The organism is Sedimentibacter sp. B4 (genome assembly GCF_000309315.1).
Lineage (GTDB): Bacteria > Bacillota > Clostridia > Tissierellales > Sedimentibacteraceae > Sedimentibacter > Sedimentibacter saalensis.
In genome coordinates this window covers 1-209 of the sequence record NZ_CANG01000815.1, presented here as the reverse complement: position 1 = coordinate 209, position 209 = coordinate 1, and the positions used below count along the sequence as shown (strand labels likewise).

Sequence of the window (209 nt, the reverse complement as noted above, 5' to 3'; positions counted from 1 at the left end):
CAAGCCGTACGCCGCACAGTTGCGGAGCTCGCTCGTCGACGGGTGGGTCGAGCCGCTCACCGAGGGGTTCGCCCGGCTGACCTCCGACGCCGTCCTCGCCAGGGACCTCGCCCACCTCGCCCTCGCCGTTGCCCGAGGCCTGCTGTTCGAGACATCAGTCACCGGCGACCACAGTTCCGCCGACGCCGCGATGGCCAGGTTGACCGAGC

At 71.3% G+C, this 209-nt stretch carries 1 pseudogene; it reads left to right on the top strand.

What is annotated here, in order from left to right:
• Nucleotides 1–209 (top strand): annotated as a pseudogene (locus tag BN358_RS27005) (hypothetical protein); the annotation flags it as partial.